14 protein-coding genes are annotated in these 17,019 nt (G+C 39.1%); 2 read left to right on the plus strand and 12 right to left on the minus strand.

All coding sequences use genetic code 11. From position 1 onward, the window contains the following. Positions 1-75 precede the first annotated feature (75 nt). The 7 genes from MMY79_RS12465 to MMY79_RS12495 form a co-directional block, all read right to left on the minus strand. Positions 76-1,251 carry a hypothetical protein gene (locus MMY79_RS12465; protein ID WP_252608976.1) on the minus strand — a complete coding sequence of 392 codons (1,176 nt, stop codon included), beginning with the start codon at positions 1,249-1,251 and terminating at the stop codon, positions 76-78. A 130-nt stretch (positions 1,252-1,381) separates the two neighbouring features. After that, a complete protein-coding gene (locus tag MMY79_RS12470) occupies positions 1,382-2,878 on the minus strand; it encodes an aldehyde dehydrogenase (protein ID WP_252608978.1) in 1,497 nt (498 codons plus the stop codon). Beyond that, a complete protein-coding gene (locus tag MMY79_RS12475; RefSeq protein ID WP_252608980.1) occupies positions 2,878-3,786 on the minus strand; it encodes a dihydrodipicolinate synthase family protein in 909 nt (302 codons plus the stop codon). The genes MMY79_RS12470 and MMY79_RS12475 overlap by 1 nt, the downstream gene beginning before the upstream one ends. Before the next feature lie 81 nt (positions 3,787-3,867). Next, positions 3,868-5,199, minus strand: a complete 1,332-nt coding sequence (locus MMY79_RS12480; RefSeq protein ID WP_252608981.1) for an MFS transporter — start codon at positions 5,197-5,199, stop codon at positions 3,868-3,870. Between the two features lie 171 nt (positions 5,200-5,370). Further along, a complete protein-coding gene (locus MMY79_RS12485; RefSeq protein ID WP_252608982.1) occupies positions 5,371-6,696 on the minus strand; it encodes an FAD-binding oxidoreductase in 1,326 nt (441 codons plus the stop codon). A gap of 81 nt (positions 6,697-6,777) precedes the next feature. After that, a complete protein-coding gene (locus MMY79_RS12490; protein ID WP_252608983.1) occupies positions 6,778-7,455 on the minus strand; it encodes a GntR family transcriptional regulator in 678 nt (225 codons plus the stop codon). Between the two features lie 354 nt (positions 7,456-7,809). Continuing rightward, positions 7,810-8,883, minus strand: coding sequence for an alpha/beta fold hydrolase (locus MMY79_RS12495; protein WP_252608984.1), 1,074 nt, complete (start codon positions 8,881-8,883; stop codon positions 7,810-7,812). Between the two features lie 229 nt (positions 8,884-9,112). On the opposite strand from MMY79_RS12495, the gene MMY79_RS12500 reads away from it, so the two are divergent. Both MMY79_RS12500 and MMY79_RS12505 read left to right on the plus strand, forming a co-directional pair. Continuing rightward, a complete protein-coding gene (locus MMY79_RS12500) occupies positions 9,113-9,544 on the plus strand; it encodes an SRPBCC family protein (RefSeq protein ID WP_199990847.1) in 432 nt (143 codons plus the stop codon). 351 nt (positions 9,545-9,895) lie between these two features. After that, positions 9,896-10,129, plus strand: a complete 234-nt coding sequence (locus MMY79_RS12505; RefSeq protein WP_013198320.1) for a hypothetical protein — start codon at positions 9,896-9,898, stop codon at positions 10,127-10,129. A gap of 54 nt (positions 10,130-10,183) precedes the next feature. On the opposite strand, the gene MMY79_RS12510 is transcribed toward MMY79_RS12505, so the two are convergent. From MMY79_RS12510 to MMY79_RS12530, 5 genes are all read right to left on the minus strand, one after another. After that, entirely contained in the window at positions 10,184-10,738 is a 555-nt protein-coding gene (locus tag MMY79_RS12510; protein WP_252608985.1) for a TetR/AcrR family transcriptional regulator, read from the minus strand. Between the two features lie 674 nt (positions 10,739-11,412). Continuing rightward, on the minus strand, positions 11,413-12,015 hold the full coding sequence (locus MMY79_RS12515) for a M15 family metallopeptidase (protein WP_252608986.1): 603 nt from the start codon (positions 12,013-12,015) through the stop codon (positions 11,413-11,415). 38 nt (positions 12,016-12,053) lie between these two features. After that, positions 12,054-12,983 carry a hypothetical protein gene (locus tag MMY79_RS12520; RefSeq protein WP_252608988.1) on the minus strand — a complete coding sequence of 310 codons (930 nt, stop codon included), beginning with the start codon at positions 12,981-12,983 and terminating at the stop codon, positions 12,054-12,056. A gap of 710 nt (positions 12,984-13,693) precedes the next feature. Continuing rightward, positions 13,694-15,412 (minus strand): biotin carboxylase N-terminal domain-containing protein, encoded by a 1,719-nt coding sequence (locus MMY79_RS12525; RefSeq protein WP_252613521.1) that lies wholly within the window; start codon positions 15,410-15,412, stop codon positions 13,694-13,696. Beyond that, on the minus strand, positions 15,412-16,995 hold the full coding sequence (locus tag MMY79_RS12530; RefSeq protein ID WP_252608990.1) for an urea amidolyase family protein: 1,584 nt from the start codon (positions 16,993-16,995) through the stop codon (positions 15,412-15,414). The genes MMY79_RS12525 and MMY79_RS12530 overlap by 1 nt, the downstream gene beginning before the upstream one ends. Between the last annotated feature and the right edge of the window lie 24 nt (positions 16,996-17,019).

Genomic DNA, 17,019 nt, shown 5'->3' on the forward strand with positions numbered 1-17,019 from the left:
TACTCTCAAGCATTCTTGTCAGGTCTTCTTGAGAGCGTAGTTAATAGAAGTAGATTGATCAGTTAGGCGCAACGCTTAGAAGTTATAAACCAGCATTACATTTAAGAGCTTGTTCCACTTACCATCATCGCCCGCTGCAAGTGAGTTGCCCGTTCCACCCACAAATGGGTCATTTTTACTCATTAAATATTCGGTATAGAGCGAAACATTTTTGTAGTCCCATGCCACACCCACAATGTTGCGCTGTGAGTCATCAAAGCCCTGTTCTTTCTTGTTGAAACCACTGAACACAACATAGGGGGTGACGTTGAGTGAGTCTTTTACATTCTTGAAGGTGTAACTCGTGTCTACCGTGTAGAAATAGCCCTTGTTGGCAATGTCGTATTCACTATCAAATGAACCAAAAGTAGAGCTTGCTGGGCTTAAGGCATCTTTGTTGCTCATCGACTGTCTGCCACCTGTAAGTACCACATTCAGGTTTTTATAATTAATGCGGTTAAACACAGCCCATGTATTTCGATTTCCATCGGCAGATGTCTTTTTATTTTCAATATCTGAATACCAGTAACTTCCCCCAACCGATACTTTTAAATCATCTGTACTTAAAAACTTAAGGTCTTGATCAACACGAGCCATCCACATGTTTTTTTCATTAAGGTTGGTTTTAAGTGGATCGGATGAAGTAACGACATTGGCGGTATAGCGTGCAGAATCTTTACTTGTTCCATGGTAGTTACCACCGTCAGTTGCAAAATATGCGAGGTCAACTTTAGTCGCGGTCGGCATTTCAAAGTGATAGTTCACACCTAAATCTAAAGCGTCTTGCAGGCCCATAGTATTGTTAATACCCGCATAGAAACTACTATCCCAATAGCGGCCCGGACCAAAAGGAATAGGTTGTAAACCGACCGTAATATTATCGGTCGCATTTAAGCGGTAGCCTGCATAGGCCTGTACCAAGGTCGAGAAATCACAAAATTTATCGTATTGATAACAGCGGTATTGGACTTTACCAAACCAATCTGGTGACTCATAAGCCACATTTAAAATTGCTGCATCGAACTTAATTTTCTGATCAGAAGCAGATTCACCATAATCTTTATCTTGATAGTTAGCTCGTAAAGTTCCAGAAACTGTGACTGCCCCCAGTTCAGTTTTTGGGTCACCGAAAGTTACTCCAGCAAAAACAGGTGTAGACATTCCGACTACAAACAAACCCATTCCTACTTTTTTGATATAGAGATTATTCATTTACATTTCCTTATTTAAATGAATTTTTGGATAAAACGATCCCTTCAAAAACTTTTTTTGTTTTCGAATTAAAAGTTAACGTGTTTTTTTAAACTCCCTTGGCTCCTAAGAACCAAGGGTTACAAAAGTTTTAAGACTCAGACACATCAATCCAGATGGTCTTTAATTCTGTGTATTGGTCATGTGCCCAAATCGATTTATCTCGGCCACCAAAACCAGATTCTTTATAGCCACCAAACGGTGTCGTAATGTCACCTTCACCAAAACAGTTCACGGTTACTACCCCAGCACGAATAGCACGTGAAAGCTTGATCGCATTGCGTAAGTTACTGGTATAGACCGAACCTGCAAGGCCATAAACTGAATCATTGGCAAGTGCGATGGCTTCATCAATTGTATTAAATGTGGTCACTGACAAAATTGGACCAAAGACCTCTTCTTTAAATAAGGTATCTGTCGCCTTAATGCCATCAACTACGGTTGGCTGTACAAAAATATCTTGTTCAGTGTTGCCACCAAAAACGATGCTTTGTTTTTCAGCTTTTGCCTGATCGATATAAGACTTCACTTTTTCATAGTGTGATTTGCTAACCATCGAACCCAGTTTATGATCTGGATCAAGTGGGTTACCCATTTTCCAGTCGTTCAGATGTATACCGATTAAACCTAATAGCTCATCTTTAACATCAGAATGAACAATTAAACGAGAAGATGCAGAACAATTTTCACCCATGTTCCAAAAAGCGCCATTCACGATGTGCTGTGCAACCAGATCTAAATCATCGACATCATTCATCACGACAGCAGGGTTTTTTCCACCACACTCAAGAACAACGCGTTTTAGATTCGATTCGGCAGCATATTGTAAAAATAGGCGGCCTGTTTCAGTTGAGCCAGTAAAACTCACCATCGTGACATCCATATGTCTACCTAGTGGTTCACCGACTTCGCGTCCACCACCCGGCAAAATATTGAATACACCAGCTGGAATACCAGCCTCGGCAGCCAACTCAGCAACACGCAGCGCAGTTAAAGTCGTTTCCTTAGCTGGTTTAATCACCACCGAACAGCCTGCTGCTAAAGACGGCGCAATTTTCCAAGCCAACATCAGTAATGGGAAATTCCAAGGTAAAACAAGCCCAACGACACCAATCGCTTCTCGTACCACAAGAGATAAAGTATCTGAACCTACAGGTGCTGTATTGTCATAAATTTTATCGATCAGTTCCGCATGCCAACGAATGGTATGAATCATTTCTGGCACATCAGTTAACTGACATTCACTGACTGGTTTACCACTATCTAGACTCTCCATAACAGCCAGTTCAACTGTATTTTTCTCTAGAAGGTCGGCAAATTTAAGTAAAACGTGTTTACGTTCATTCGGAGATAAACGATGCCAGCGACCATCCTCAAATGCTGCTTTAGCTTTAGCAACTGCAAGGTCCACATCTTGGCTATTACAGGCAGTAATTTCTGCAAGTAACTCACCTGTTGCAGGGTTGGTCGTTTTAAACGTTTTGCCTGAAGCAGATGCCTGAAACTGACCATCAATAAAGGCTAAAGTCTGAAACGATAAGTTTTGGGCAATCGTTGCATATTCCGATGCAGTAAGAAGCTCAGACATTAAACGCCTCCTGTAATTGCCGCAACTTCACGCTTAAGTTGTTCAACAATAACTTTGAATGCTTGTTTCTTTTCTGCATCCATATCTTGTAACGGCGCACGAACACTGCCTGCTTTTAGACCATTAAGTTCACAGCCATATTTAATGCATTGAATGAAATGACCAGTTTCAAGGAAATCCATTAATGGCATCATTGCAGCCATAATGCGACGGCCTTTGTCGAAGTCTTTCTCAATTACACAAGCCTCATATAAAGCAATGTGTTCACGAGGTACAAAGTTTGAACCTGCACAAACCCAACTACGTGCGCCCCATGCAAAGAACTCAAGTGCCTGATCATCCCAACCACAAGAAATTTCAAAAAATGGATAGTTACGCGCCAGCATATGTAACTGGTTCATATCGCCAGAACTTTCTTTAATACCAACAAAGTTCTTTGATTCGGCAAATACAGTATCAAAAAACTCTTTACCCATGCTTACGCCCATACGTGCAGGATAGTTATAGAACATGATTGGTAAGCCTGCTGCTTTATCAATTGTTAAAGCATGAGCTGCAACTTCTTTTTCAGTTGGCAATGCATAAGGCGGAATAGTCACTAAAATACTGTCAGCTTTAATTTCTTTAGCCACTTTTGCATATTCAACCGAATCTTCGGTACGAATTGCACCTGTACCAATCATCAATGAAGTACGTGAACCAATGACATCTTTCGCGTATTTAGCAAGGTCATAACGTTCTTGAGCAGTATGTGCGTAATATTCACCCGTTGTTGCAGCTACAATAATGCCGTGTACTTTTGCATCAATTAAATATTCTAAAACTTCTGCAAAAGCAGCTTTATCAATTGAACCGTCAGCAGCTAAAGGAGTGATTGCTGGTGTATAAATGCCTTCAAAAAATGTCATGATATTTTCTCCGTTTTAAAGTGTGTTGATGGTTGCCATAATCAATTTAAGAAACCGAGATTGTGGCAACACGATCCATTGTTAATTTTTTAAAGAAGTTGCTTGTTCCAAGTTCAGCCCTTTGGTTTCAGGAGCTGTCATAATGGAAACAATCAAACCAAGTAAGGTGACGCCTGCTGCCACAAACATCGTATTGCCAATACCAATGGTGTCTAATGACATCGGAACCAGCCATGTACCAACTGCTGCGCCGATACGAGAAAATGAAGTTGCCATGCCGACACCAATGCCACGCATTTCTGTTGGAAAAAGTTCATTTGGATAAACCAGTTCCAAAACTTGCGCTCCACCAATCAACACTGCATATAAACAAAACAGTACCAATACCAACATTTGTGAGCCGTCAGCAAATGCACCTAAACCCAGCAATGCAAGACCTGACCACAAGAAACTGTGAATAACCATTTTACGGCGGCCCATCGTGTTGATGAGTTTGGTTGCAATTACGCAGCCAACCACGAACATTAAAGTAATTGCCACTGAACCATATTCAGCCCATGAGCCTTTTAGATTCATTGCATCTAAAACACGAGGTGCAAAGGAATACACGGCAAACACAGGAATCACTGCACACATCCAGAACATCGAACAGAAAAACACGCGTTTGCCATAGCCTAAAGCTAAGATTTCTCTAAGCGACAAGCTTTTAACAGCTTCCTGAACGGGCACATTAGCTAGTGAAAAAGATGGTCCGTATACTTGTTTAATAATGACTTCTGCTTCAGCATTACGACCCTTGCTGATAAGCCAGCGTGGTGATTCTGGTGTACCAATTCGGATTAAAATCAAGGTCAGACCAATCACGGCTGGACTCGCAAACACCCAACGCCAAGCGTCTGTAACATCCATTTTTAAAATCATATTGCCGAAGAGATACGCCAACATCGCGCCAAAGAACCACATAATCGTGAGCATCGCTAAACGTGGGCCACGTTCTTTGGTTGGTAAAAACTCGGCAAGCAATGAGCCGCCTGCGGCATATTCAAAACCTACGGCAATCCCAATCATGAAACGGCATAAAAATAATACCCATCCAGAATCTACCCAAAGCTGGGCGACTGAACATAAAACAAATAAAGTCGGAGCAATGAAATACAGTTTCTTACGCCCCATCCAATCACTTAGCCAACCACCTAAAAATCCGCCAAAAAACATACCGAATAGTGCGGATGCTGCAATCATTCCTTGCCAGAAATTGGATAACTGTAATTGCGCAGCAGCCTGCATTAATGCAACGCCGATAATACTTAGAACATAACCATCCAGTAGCCAACCGCCACCTGTACGAATACTCAATAACTGATGAAATCCATTTACCGGTACATCATCAATTGACATATGATTCGTTGTCATTTTTATCTCCAATACTCGTCCACCGAAGTGGATGTGTTTCCTACACATTTAAGAAATTTAAGGTTGAATAGCCCCTGCGAAACTGAAAACTCAATTTCGCCACCTTTGCTGTTTAAAGCTGTTTACCTAATTAATTTGATCAAAAAACCTATAAACCTGATGCCACCTACATCACTCTTCCAACCCTGCTTTTCTTTGCCCCCACCACAAGGTTGCATTGACACCGATGGATAAGAACGGCTCAGGTGGAACTTTATTTGGACCTGACGTTTCTAAAAGAAAATCGATCAAGTCACTACGCTGTCCTGCAATCCAGTCAGCTAACAACGTACCTGTGACTGTTCCGCGGGTAATTCCCAGACCGTTACAGCACAAAGCACCATAAACATTTGGAGCAAGTTGACCAAAGAAGCCTTTATGATTTTGCGATAATGCGAGTGAACCACTCCACGTATATTCAAAGTTAACGTCTGGCAACATTGGAAAACGGTTATCAAACGAACGCTGATGCTTAGAAATAAAGCGCTCTAAACAATGCGGCTTTGGTTTTCCATTTGGGTTAAAACTGAAACTGTTGCGCATTAAAATACGGTTGTCGTGGGTACGGCGAACAGTACTACCAAAAGGATCTGATGGAATCACGCCCCAGAAATCTTTACCGCCCAGTTCAACTTGCTCACTTGGTGTTAAAGGACGAGTCATGCTTGCATATAAAAAGACAGGCAACATGGTGCGTTTTAACTGTGAAAAACCAAAACGTTGCCCAAAAGCATTGTTTGCCAAAATCAATTTATCCGCAGTGATTTGACCAAGCTCATGCTTTAATACAACTTTATCGCCGTATTCAACTTCAGTAATTGCGGTATTTTCATATAGGGTCACATTCGACGGTAAACTGTCTGCCAACCCTTTTACTAATGCTGATGGTTGAAGCAGCATTGTTCCTGGTGTAAACAATGCTTTTTTATAAAATGAGGTTCCAATATGGCTTGGTAATTCCGAACCATTAATCACTTGGTACTCTTGCCCGAGTTTATCTAAACCACGTTGATAAGCTTCCAAAACCTTAATACCACGGTCTTCTACTGCACCTTGATATTTGCCGCTTGGACGCATATGACAATCAATTCCGTGTTTATTGACTAAGTCGTGCAGAATAGATTGACCCAACAGATTTAGCTTCATTGTGGTTTTGGCAATGTCGATATCACCGATATAATCTTCGGCGCCAATATCATGTGGAAGATCAATTGCAAACCCCGCATTTCGACCAGCCGTACCAAAACCAACTTCTTGTGCTTCAATCAAGATCACTTCATCATTGGGAAAATTGAGTGCCAATTGACGTGCTGCGGCTAAGCCCGTATATCCTGCACCAATAACTGCCCAGCGTGCTGCGCTTTTACCTGTATGGCTTGGTTTAACCATTCGTTTTGGGCTGAGGTGATACCATGCACATCGTTGGTCATCGGCAGGTAAGGCTGTAACTTTAGTCATTTCAAAAACTCCATTTATATTGTCCACTCACCTACTTTTCCTGTAAGTGAAAGTATTATTTGTAAAAGGTTTTGCCTTTAATTAATAAGTAAGTGGAACATCAATACCTTCCGGAACAACATATTCAGTCATTCGACGGCGAGATAAATCCATGTGCACGCGGATCAGCTCACCAGCTTCACCTGCGTTGTGACGCTCTAAAGCATCAATAATCTGGTCATGTTGAATAACCGCTGTATCGAGGTCTTCTTGCATATCTGATGAAGTCGGCTGGCGATAGAAAATCTTTCCTAAACGCGCATGATCAATGAGCAAGCGCTCTAAACTCGGCATGAGATATGCATTTTGGGAAATCTTTCCTATTTCCAAATGGAATTGGTTGTTATAGTAAACACGGCCTTCCAAGTCATTTTCATCAATGGCTTTACGGAATTGCATCTGAATTTCTTTCAACTGCTTAATATCAATTGAGCTTGCATTAATTGCTGCTAATTGTGTCGTAGCGATATAAACTAATGGCGCAGCTAAAAAGAAATTACGGAGTGATTGATGGCTCATCGAAGAAACGCGAGCAGCGCGATTTGCTTCAAGCTCAAGATAACCTTCGGCTGCCATTTGACGGATGAGTTCACGAACAGGTGATCTGGAAATTCCAAATTCTTCGCTTAGGGATATTTCATCTACAATAGCGCCCGGTGCCAATTCCATACTAATAATGCGGCGTTTTAATGTTTCGGCTAATCGTATTTTCTTATCCATGTTAACCACTCCATCCATAAGCCTGAGCTCAGTTCCTACCTTTATGGGAAATGTCTACAATTTGTATAATTCTCCATTTCTCAAATAATACAATGTGTCTACAATCCAAAAAGATAAAGAAAAGGACAGAAAATATAATGGATTTACCTAAATGAATTTTTTGAGCATAAATATACGAAAATTGGCTTAACCAAGAAAATATAGACTTATCGTGATTTAAAAAATAAATCACATATTGTTGATATTAAAAAATTAATTAAATAGTGAGTGAGTTTTTAAACTGCTGTACTTTATGAATTACAGCCTATTTTTATATAAATAAGTTCAAAAACTTCTCTACCCAATAAGAATGCTTTATTTCACCGTAGTGCTGTAAAAGCTATCAATGGCATCAACCATTTGAGATAAACCCGGCTGCTCTAATGGATAATGCCCTGCATTTTCCAATATCACGGTTTTTACAGGTACCTTCTGAATACGACTAAGAAATGGTGTACTTAAATCAAGTGGAGTCCAACGGTCTTTTTCCGGTTGAGTTAACAAGACTGGGCACACATCAAACTCTTCAGGCATCACTTCAGGTTTGTAATGTATATATGAGTCTAAAAATGTGAGTGAAACCGAGTTACCAGCCGAGGTTTTATCTTTCATAAAAGCCTTTAATGCCCCTTTATTGTTCACCAAAGTACTCATTTTACTTGCCCAGCTCATTGGAATTCGCATTGATGCCAGAGGTGTTTTTGCAGTTAAATGCGCAATTGGTGTCCCTACTCGACTCATAAATAAGTTACTTGCTACAGTGTCTGTAACCTTCTGACTACTTGTGTCAAGAAAGGTCATTCCTACAATTGCTTTCACTTTTTTATTCTTAGCTGCGACGTGATATGTCAGCATTCCACCTGCGCTTAAACCATAAAGCACAACCGGACGACTATCTTTTGCTAATTCAATATCAATTAAATCACTACCAGCCTGCACCCAATCGTTATAGCGAATAACCTTGCCTTTGCTAACTTGAGTGACACCATAGCCCGGCATATCGACTGCAATTGTTTCATATCCCCGATCAGCCAATGGTTTACCTAAAATCATCGACATTTGTCGGCCATTCGTACCTACACCATGAAATAAAATCACTTTAATTTTTGCATTTGGATTTCGATAAGTATCTAAATGGATGTTATGACCATTCCAAGCCCACCATTCTTCTTTTGGTAACTGGTCTTTAGGAATATGAAACTCTTGAGGAAGAAATTGTTCAATTTGTTGCCAAGCAGCTTGATTTTGATAACCCATTGCTGAATCTCCTGATTTTATTTCTTTAGCGGCAGATGCACTTATGACACAGACTACAAGGCCTATTACACTCAATTTACTTATTAAATACCGCATAACACCTGCGGGCTCTATTGGTTGAACAGCATTCATTTTTGTTGTACTCGTTCTTATCCCAAGAATAAATATTAGGCGTTTAAATTTTAATTAACTATGTTAGGTTAAAACAGATGTTTTAGTATTTAGGTCAATTGATAAATTCAGACCCTGATTGCTGAAGACTCAAAACTCCGACGAAGTAGAATTTCGCAGTTGCTAAAAGCGTGCTAATATCCAAATTATGACAATCACCAATGTCAAAATTACTTTCAGAGGAAATAAGATGTTAAAAACTCAAAAAATCAACATCGTACAAGAATTTGATGCACCCGTAGACAAGGTCTTTGCAACCTTAAGTGAGCATGAAAACCTAAGCAAACTTTTCGCTCCTGCTAAAGTCACTCGCATTAGCAACGGAAAAGACGCTCGTAATGGTGTTGGCTCTGCTCGTAAAATGTCTATTCCATTTACCCCTTCATTTGTAGAAACTAATTTAGTCTACAAAGAAAATGAACTGATCGAATATGCAATTACAAGCGGCATTAGCCCAATTAAAGGTCACCGTGGTGTAATGAAGTTTATTGATTTGGGAAACAACCGTACTCGCTTGGATTACACCATTAGCTTTAAAGGCCGAGTGCCTTTTCTTGGCCCTATCATTAAAGCAGCCTTACAAAATGGCGTGAGTCGTGGGCTTAAAAAACTCAAGTTTTAATCAAGATATAAAATAAAAGCCCGTTATTGGGCTTTTTATTTGGCCACAAAAACAAAAGCCGACTCGTTAAAGTCAGCTTAATACCACAGTGTGAGAAAATTGCTTAAATCGTTATTGTTCGTGGCAATCTTCTATCTATTTTCTTTTTCTAAAATTAATTTACACCTTAGTTATGACTGTTTGATTAAAAACCTGTCAGCAAAACAAAATAAAATGAGGCTCAATTAACACTATTCAAATTTAACGAAACTTAATTATCATTAAATAAAATAATGTATATCAAAGACATCTTTTGAATTTTCCTAAAGTTCAGTATGCTAAATTACCTTCTAATAGAAAATAACCAATACAATGGAACATCAGAGTTTGTTAAAGGAATTAAATTCACTTATTGAATATTATTCCAAGAGAACAGATTGTCCACCTACCCGAATTCGCATAGGTTACAGAGCCTATGCAAAACTCATGCAAAATCCAAAATTTGCTGATGAAGTGTCAAACTCTGCTTTAGACCCAAACAAACGTAAATATAGAAAGATGAAAATCAAAGTCACTAAAGATGACGATCAACTCGAACTCGAATAAAGAAAAAGCCCAGTTACGAGCTTTTTTCCTTTTAGAGTGTGTTTAGGTTCATTGCTAAGACAGCATTATTAAAAAATACTCGAGTAGCTTGTCTCGCTCATCTACACTGTTTTTACTTAAAAGCTGCACCATTGCCCCATCAATCACGAACAAAAACATGTGGGCGTCTTTCATTGAAGCCGTAGTTTTGACGGTTAAAAGCAGTTTATAAATTTCGTTGATTAGCCAAGTTCTATATTCAATCACCACGCTATAGGCTTTTGGGTAGAGCTTTTCAATTTCAAAAATTGCTTTAAAGGGTAAATGATAAAAGCCATTTAAGTCGGCATGTAAAAGGTAAATCTGCTTGAGTTTATCAAGCACCATTTCTTCACGATAAGATTTGAGAATTGAAAACACTTTTACTTTGAGCGCATCTTTTTGAAAAGTGAGACACATCTCGATGAGTCGTGCTTTTGAATGAAAGTCGTTATAGAAAGTAGCTTTGGGAATTTTGGCTTCGGCAATAATGCGGTCAACACCGACTTTATTAAAGCCATCTTGATTAAATAAATCTTTTGCTACGTGAAGCACGCGCAGTGCTCTAAATGAAGATTCTAAATTTTTCATGTATACCGCTTAAAATAATTTTTTGTTGTATCTAAAAGAGATAGAAATGCCGTCACTCTTAAAATGAGTGTTAAAAACAGGCATGCAAAAGCAACACAAGAGGTGTGCTCGCCTATCTCGGTTTTATTGTTGCTATGATTTTTTAGTCGTAACGATTTAAGGTCGTAGAAAACCTACAAACGGTTAAAGCGCTTTAAAGACCAGTTAGGCGGTATGTGTAGAGAGCGTTTGGCAAAGACCAAAAATTGAGAAGAATTAGTACGCATAGCGGACTCCTTTGGCTATAAAAGAAGTTTCACCGCATTACTGCTAAATAATGGTGGTGAAACGAAAGAGGGTTAGCAGACTGGAGCCAAAGAATCCAGCACACCCGAGGGTGTCCCCCTTCCGTTCCACCGTAAAGGGGGCACACAGGGATTTCCACAAAAAAAATTAGACTTTTTCGTGTACTTTGGCTGATGGTCTGCTAAAACCAACTGGCAATGTAGGCCAGCCCGCAAAGGATAGTATTCGCTTTTGTTATCGTCAAGCGTAGGAAATGACAATCGTATTAAAGTAGAGCGGTTGGGGAAATTAAAAAACCATTACTGGATGTAATGGCTTAGAGAAAAAATAGAATTGAAATAGTTTTAAATTACAAACGATTATCTAAGATAAATTTAATTATTATAATTTTATGTATATATTGCTTGATCCTTATCTTTTCGCTCTCTTAAAGCTGCCAACATTTCTTTCTCAGATAAATCTTTAGCCCATAATGGCCTTAATTGAAAATGAGGTTGATCGACAATTGTTTTCCAATTCCCTCCCCATTCAAGGCCTAACTGCATTCCTAAAGCTCCAACAGCTTTATACTTAGGAGAATCTTCTAAATACTCTTTGCCTTCGAATACGCCTATATCAAATGCTATGCCAAAATTATGATTCGATTGACCTCCTTTTGCATTAGTTACTATGCCACCCTTTATATTTTCAGTTCGACCTTGTGCATAAAGCTTATCTTGTTCCGCATATGTTCTTAATCCGCTAATAACTTTAATATCTATACCTACCTCTTCCGCTTTATGAATAAGAGCTCTAGCATATATCTGTACCTCTGGCTGTAATGTAGCAATAACTCTTTCACTTCTTTCATCTACTTGATCTGTTGGAGATACAGGCAATTTTTTTTTGAGAATATGTGTATAAATTGCTGACCATGTTTGAGGTCCTGCTAAGCCATCAACTTCAATACCTAATTTTTGCTGTATTTCCTTAATCATTTCTATGTTTTTCATTTTTCATATCCTTATTAAATAAAGTTTTAATAATTTAATTACTGATTCGGCTTTTTGCCTGTTCCACGAATATTAACAAAGCTTTTTAAAAGATCGAACCAGAATGGAGCACCAAATAAAACTGAACAAGCTGTTATAAAACAACCTATTATGAAGATAAAAAGTTTGCCTATGCTAATCATCACATTTTGTAATGATGGATGTTTAATATTGTCTGTATTAAGTACGAAAAAATCCTTTACAACCCCCCATGATGAGCATGGGGTACAATCTCTATCCCATCCAATAGGCAATTTATTTAAGTTTTTGAAATTATCTTGGACATTTTTTGCTACATCCGCTGGTAATGAAGATTGTATATGTGCAGATGTATTAAGCAAAAGGTCAAGTTGGGATGAAGATAGCCCCCAATAAATCTGACTTAGTCTCAAAGTATCAGCATTTAAAGCAAGAGCTATAACAAATGCTAGAAGAAAACTCCAAAACTGTATGCTTCGTTTATATTCACCAGATAATCGATCCATTGATACGTCAAACCATATCATTAAATTCTTTTGTACAGAGTCTGTCTTTTCATCAATATCACTTACTAAAGAATCTAAAAATGCTTTAACTGGGCTATCTTCTGGTAAATCTTCTAATAATTTATTAAGTTTTAATTCTCTTACTTTCTTATTTGAAAGGATTTCATGTAATGCTTTTGCAAAACATTTTGGATCAATATAAGATGGTATCTTATTTGGTTTGTTATAATTAATAGGATTAATTAGAGGATGCTGATATAACTCATTTATCAGACCGTCTATTTGAAGATTATCTAACATTCTTGTCAAACCATCTTTTAAATCCTTAGCTCTCTTATGAAAAATTATTGATATAGCTTCAATCAATGAACTAACAAATACTGTTATTAATGCATATGTCAAAACCAAACCTATAATTGAATTAAAAACTGGCGAATTAAACATAATACACCTCTCAATTCCTAGAGATACTTTCCAATTTACTGTCAATCGTAAATCAATTTTTTAATCATTTAACACACCTTATTTCAAAGAAAATCTTAAATTTATTATTGTATTGGCAAAAAATGCCACCAATAACAAATTAATTGCACTTCATAAAATCAAGCACTTTCAATATTTAATTAAGTCGAAAAAATATTAAATTCACCAGTGTCTAATTCTACCCCCCATATCTTAAATTTCATTTAATTTACCTAAACAAACCCCTTATTTATTAATTAAAAACTTTAATTAATAAAATAACTATATAAATACATACTATTAATTTATTCTCAAAAAAAATAATATTAAATTTAAATCCGATAAACGGTATAAAATATATTTTTACCCTTAAACAACACTCATTCTTAAATTGATAAAGCTTTTTAAGTTTATTTTTTATTTTAAATAAAAAAAGAAAGCAATTATTAAATAATAATTAAAAATACTAGTCATTTATATTCTGACTAAAAACTAATTAGAAAAAATGATTCCAGCCTTACCTAATCCATCAACTTTTTACGGCGATACAACCCACAATTTCCAGAAAATAACGCAGCCAATAAACAAGTAATGATTGCATAAGTAGCAACATTCATTCTAAATCCAATGGCTAAAATAGATTAAGCCCGACTGAACCGAAGCTCAATCAGGCCAAATCATTTATTTAAAACTTAATTAATGCTAGCAATTACAGTTTCTGCATGACAGGTTGCACCCTTCTCTGCACTAATCTGAATAACACCACTGCGGTGTGCTAGTACCTGCACTTCCATTTTCATGGCTTCCATAATGGCAACCACTTGGCCTTCGGTAACTTGCTCACCATTTTCAACTTTCCAAGCGCTAATCACACCATTAATTGGGGCCAGTAAATGCTCAGCACTTACTTCTGGCTCGGCAGATTGTGCTTGAACTGCGGTTGTTGGACCTTGAGCAAACATACCCGCAGGTAAACCTAAACGGTGTAACTTGCCATCAATTTCAATGTAGCTGAGCAACATTGGTTGTTGATGGTTTGGAATGCCGCGTTTAGTTGGTTTCAACTCTTGTTTAAAGTCGTTTTCGATCCAACGTGTGTGTACATTAAACTCATCTGTAAAGTCAGGTTCATTAAGTACCGCACGGTGAAAGTCTAAAACTGATGCCACGCCTTCAATTTTAAATTGTTTTAAAGCACGTTTAGCGCGAGCAATTGCAATTTCACGAGTTGGACCAGTCACAATCAGTTTTGCCATGAGTGAGTCAAAATGACTAGACACTAAAGAGCCAGTTCGAACTCCTGTGTCCACGCGTACACCGTTACCAAACGGCGCCTCAAATAAACTCAACACACCAAAGGCCGGAATAAAACCACGTGCTGGGTCTTCGGCATTAATTCGAAACTCAATGGCATGGCCTTGTGCTTTTGGTGTTTCTTTAATAGAAAGCACTTCACCTTGTGCCACTCGAATTTGCTCAACCACCAAATCGACTTTTGATGTTTCTTCGGTCACTGGGTGTTCAACTTGCAAACGCGTGTTTACTTCTAAAAATGAAAGCTTGCCATCACGGCTCAGTAAATATTCAACGGTTCCCGCACCTACATAGTTTGCAGCCTGACAAATATTTTTTGCCGAGGTTAAAATTTGCTGATAAATCGCATCACTAATAAATGGCGCTGGTGCTTCTTCGACTAACTTTTGGTTGCGGCGTTGCAATGAACAATCACGTGTACCCAATACCACAATATTGCCATGTTGGTCGGCAATCACTTGTGCTTCTACATGGCGCGGTTTATCGAGATATTGCTCGACAAAACATTCACCACGACCAAAGGCAGCTTTTGCTTCACGTACCGCCGACTCATAAAGCTCTTGAACTTCTTCGAGTTTCCACGCAACTTTTAAGCCACGGCCACCACCACCAAATGCCGCTTTAATGGCAATTGGTAAACCATATTGCTTGGCAAACTCTAAAGCTTCCTCTGCATTGTTAAGTGGATCTTGCGTACCCTGAACCAAAGGTGCACCAACCGAAGCAGCAATTTTACGCGCTTCGATTTTATCGCCCAGTTTTTCAATCGCACTTGGAGATGGCCCGACCCATTTTAAGCCTGCATCAATCACAGCTTGAGCAAATTCAGCACGCTCAGATAAAAAGCCATAACCCGGATGCACCATGGTCGCTTTCGATTTTTTTGCAACTTCGATAATGGCTGGAATATTTAAATAGGTTTCACTCGCCTTTGCACCAGCCAAGCCCCATGCTTCATCTGCAAGTTCGACATGCATGCTGCCAATGTCGTCATCTGCATATAACGCGACCGATGAAATTCCCATGTCACGGCAGGCATGAATAATACGAACGGCAATTTCACCACGGTTAGCAATCAATAATTTTTCTGTATTCATCATTCATTCTCAAAATCTGTAAATTCGGCAATTTTTTTAAATTTGATGCGGCAACCTGCTGGAATCTGTGCCACCAAGTCCCAATGGTGTTTAGCAACAGAGCCAATCACTGGATATCCGCCCGTTAAAGGGTGATCATTCATAAACAAAACGGGTTGACCACTCGGTGGAATCTGCAAAGCACCAATGCATGTGCCTTCACTTTCCAGTTCATGGGTAATTTTTCGAGTCAAAGACTGTTCGCCTGAAAGTCTTAGCCCAACTCGGTTGCTTTCATTGGTCACTAGCCATTCTTGCTGACAGAGCAGTTCAATACTGTCTTGTTCAAACCAGTCAGTGCGCGGCCCCATCACAATATCTAGCTCAACGACTTCGCCAGCTTTTGGCAAATCGTTTTTACCCACTTCATTTACACTAATGTCGGCTGCCTTTATCTGCCCTTGGTAAATGGTATCTCCAAGCTTTAAAGGTTCTGGCCCTAACACCGCCAAGCTGTCAAATGAGGCACTATTGAGTACAGGTTCAACGTCTACACCACCTCGAACGGCCAGATAGTTTCTTAAGCCTGCAGTTGGTGGCTGAATTTGAAATTCATCACCTTCATCTAAATCAATCGGTTGATAGCTTGCAAAGTCTGCGGTTTGACCATCAACAAATTTCACACGAATGTTTGAGATCGCACCTGCAACTGCAATAACGCCCGCATGCTGCATTTTGGCTTTTAAGCCACCATTTAAAACTTCAATGACTGGTGTATCGGTTGGATTACCCACAACACGGTTAGCGCTATGCATGGCAGACAAGTCCATTGCACCAGCCACGCCAACCCCAATATTGGTCTGATTTAAGCGCCCTTCGTCTTGAATAAGCATTTGTAAACTTGGCGCAGTGATCTTAAACAGTGGCACAGATTTTTGAAGCTCAACTGTACGTGTGATTTGCTGCGGTACAGTCACAGTTGTTGGACGATGCGTGACATCTTCAAAATGTACAGTCATGCCCGGTAACAGCAATGCAGGATTTTTACGCTCTAAATCCCACATTTTTTCCGATGTTGTACCAATCAGCTGCCAACCACCCGGGCTGTCTTTTGGGTAAATACCAGAGTATTTTCCAGCCAAGCCCAAAGAGCCAGACGGTATTTTTTTACGCGGAACCGTTAAACGTGGAATATCGGTAAAAGGCTTATCAGGACTGCTCATATAAGCAAAGCCCGGCGCAAAACCAATAAAAGCCACATTCCACACGCTTTGGTGATGTTTTCTAATCACATCGGTAACAGACAAACCTTGTAACTCTGCAACCTGAGCAAGGTCTTCGCCATCGTAACGAATCGGTACAATCACTTCTTGGCCGCCACGCTCAAATCCAGAATCAACTTTAAGGTTCTGAATTGAAGCGACCAGCGTTTTAAAGTTGGTTTCGATCTCGTTGAAAAAAACCAAAATTGTTTTTGCAGCAGGGACTAAGTCTTTAATTCCATTCAATTGCGTATTTTGCAATTTATTGTACAACGCCAAAGTTTCTTCAAGGCTCGCAAGCTCAATCAGAAAACTATCGGCGTTTACCGATAAAAAACGCATTTGCTTATCCTTTTAATTCTTCTT

Origin of the sequence: Acinetobacter sp. XS-4, assembly GCF_023920705.1 — a bacterium.
GTDB lineage: Bacteria > Pseudomonadota > Gammaproteobacteria > Pseudomonadales > Moraxellaceae > Acinetobacter.